The 2,760-nt window shown below is 59.6% G+C and carries 2 protein-coding genes; one reads left to right on the forward strand and one right to left on the reverse strand.

Annotated features, from left to right (window positions below; genetic code table 11):
- Positions 1 to 9 precede the first annotated feature (9 nt).
- Positions 10 to 1,383, forward strand: coding sequence for a PFL family protein (locus tag H5U08_RS15040; RefSeq protein ID WP_366494676.1), 1,374 nt, complete (start codon positions 10 to 12; stop codon positions 1,381 to 1,383).
- Positions 1,384 to 1,456: 73 nt separating this feature from the next.
- On the opposite strand, the gene H5U08_RS15045 is transcribed toward H5U08_RS15040, so the two are convergent.
- Positions 1,457 to 2,760 (reverse strand): phospho-sugar mutase (locus tag H5U08_RS15045; RefSeq protein ID WP_297034825.1); only part of this gene is annotated, 1,304 nt, incomplete at its 5' end.

Genomic DNA, 2,760 nt, shown 5'->3' on the forward strand with positions numbered 1-2,760 from the left:
CGAACTTCCATGTTGCGGACTGACGAAATCCTTTCTACGATCCGGATGCTTCACGCCGAGCATCTTGACGTCCGGGCGGTCACTCTGGCTTTAAATGTGGAAGACTGTGCGGCACCCAACGTCGATCACATGTGCCGCAAACTCAAGGAAAAAATCACTGCCCGCGCATCCCGGCTGGTCGATATATGCGACCGCGTTGGGGCCAAATACGGAATCCCGGTGGTCAACAAGCGTCTCGCCATCTCGCCGATTTCCACGCTCCTGGCGGGTCATGGCAAAGGTGCAGCCCTGCAGGTCGCCAGGACTCTCGACGCAGCGGCCACCGCCTGCGGCGTGGACTTTGTGGGGGGATATACGGCCCTGGTTCACAAGGGAATCTCGTCGGGAGACCAGGTGGTTCTCGATAGTCTTCCCGAAGTTCTCGCTTCCACCCAGAAAGTCTGTGCTTCGGTCAACGTGGCCTCACGAAAAGCCGGCATCAACATGGACGCCGTGCGAGAGATGGGCCGGATCATCGTGCGAACAGCCGAACTCACCGCCGACCGAAAGGGCTTTGGGTGTGCCAAACTCGTGGTGTTCGCGAACATTCCGGAAGATAATCCCTTCATGGCCGGCGCTTATCTGGGTTCAGGAGAACCAGAAGCCACAGTCAACATCGGCGTTTCCGGTCCCGGGGTCGTGGGAAGTGCCCTCAAACGGAGGCTGGAACGCGGTGACAAGGTCACGCTGGGCGACCTGGCGGAGGAGATCAAAATCACGAGCTTCCGCGTCACCCGGGTAGGGGAACTCATCGGTCGTGAGGTCGCAGCAGAATTGGGTGTGGCCTTCGGAATTGTGGACCTTTCACTTGCGCCGACTCCCATGGTGGGCGACAGTGTGGGTGAAATTATCAGGACGCTGGGTATCGATCGAATTGGCGCTCCTGGTTCCACGGCGGCTGTGGCGATGCTTAACGACGCCGTCAAGAAAGGCGGTCTGTTCGCCTCCAGCTCGGTCGGAGGCCTGAGCGGTGCGTTCATCCCAGTGAGTGAAGATGCGGCCCTCGCGGAAGCGGTGCGCTCGGGTTCCCTCGTGCTGGAAAAGCTCGAGGCCATGACGTCCGTATGCTCCGTGGGTTTGGATATGGTGGCCATCCCCGGCGACACCCCGCCGGAGACCATCTCTGCCCTGATTGCGGACGAGATGGCCATTGGAGTTATCAATGACAAGACCACGGCATGCCGTCTCATTCCAGTTCCCGGAGCAAAGGCCGGGGATTGGGTGGACTTTGGCGGGTTGTTTGGGGCCGCGCCAGTCATCGAGGTCCGTAACACAGGCGCTTCCGCGCGGTTCATCCAGTTCGGCGGGCGCATTCCGGCCCCGCTTCAATCACTCGGCAACTGACGGCGGACTCCTACGGCCAATTTGCCTGGCTGTGCGACTGGCTCATGGAGAACGGCTTCGCCCCGGCGGGATGTCAGCCGTTGGCGTAAGCTCGCAGATCACCGGCGATGGCGTCCAGTTGCTGGCGTAACGTGACCTTGTCTTTCGTGAGGTCTGTCAAGTCCTCCGGTGGGATATAACCGAAAATGTAAAATTTGCACTTGGGTTCTGTGCCGGAGGGCCTCACCGCGACATACTGGTGACCGTGCTCGTCAAGCTCGAGGACAACCACGTTGCCCCGGCGTGCGGCCGCCATCGCCAGTTCCATCTCATTTTCGTACTGTCCCAGCGGCTGATTGAGATCCCGCACCCGAACCACGGGTTTTCCCCCAAGAGACTTCGGCGGATCGGTCCGAAACCGATTCATCAGTTCGACCATTTTCTGCATCCCTTCCTGACCTGGAAGGGCAATGGAAAAAGCCGTCTCCTCATGCAACCCGTACGTGGTAAACAACTCGTCGAGTCGCATGGCAAGCGTTTTTCCGCTCACTTTCAGCTCGGCTGCCAGCTCGCACAGCGCCATTGCGGCAACGGCGCCATCTTTATCCCGGGCGTGATCTCCGATAAGAAACCCATAGGACTCTTCCGCGCCCAGCAGAAAGTATTCAGGTCCTTCGTAATCGATGGTCGCCCCAATCCACTTGAACCCCACCATGAGATCGTCGATGACCCGCACCCCATACTTCCGCGCAATTCTCCCGATGAGTCGCGTGGTCACGAGTGTTTCCACGACATAGTGACGCGCACTGAGACGTCCCTGCTCCTGCGCTTTGCGAATGACGTAGTCGGTGAGGAGGGCCCCAATCTGGTTTCCGGTAAGTGTCGTCCACGGCGATTCGGCATTTGGCCGAACGGGAACGGCACACCCGAGCCGGTCGCAATCCGGGTCCGTGGCCAGGGCGATGTCCGCGCCGATCCTGACGGCCTCGGAAATCAGCGGCTCGAAGACCGCCTTGTTTTCCGGGTTGGCGATGTGATCCGGCACATTGGGAAAATCTCCGTTCGGTTCGGCGTGGGGACCGTAAATATGAACATCCTCAAATCCGGCCGCCTTAAGGGCCGGTACCACCGCCGTAGCCCCCACTCCATGCAAGGGCGAGTAGAGGATTCGCAAGTTGCGCGGTCCCGGCTGACTTTGGCGGACAACGGCCTCCACAAATGCGCGGTCAACTTCCTCCTGACAGCAAACGATCTGGCCTGAGCGAATACCTTCTTCAAATGGGATTTTCTTGATGTCCTGAACGGCCATCACCGCCTCGATCATCCGCTTGTCGTGCGGCGGCAGCACCTGACCCCCGTTTGCCCAGTACACTTTCACTGCGTTGTCGCTTGGGGGAT

The organism is Thermogutta sp. (assembly GCF_014359955.1).
Classification (GTDB): domain Bacteria; phylum Planctomycetota; class Planctomycetia; order Pirellulales; family Thermoguttaceae; genus Thermogutta.

What these genes read in the sequence shown, in the direction of transcription:
- H5U08_RS15040 (WP_366494676.1), top strand. Translation starts at nt 10, where the DNA reads ATGTTGCGGACTGACGAAATCCTTTCTACGATCCGGATGCTTCACGCC.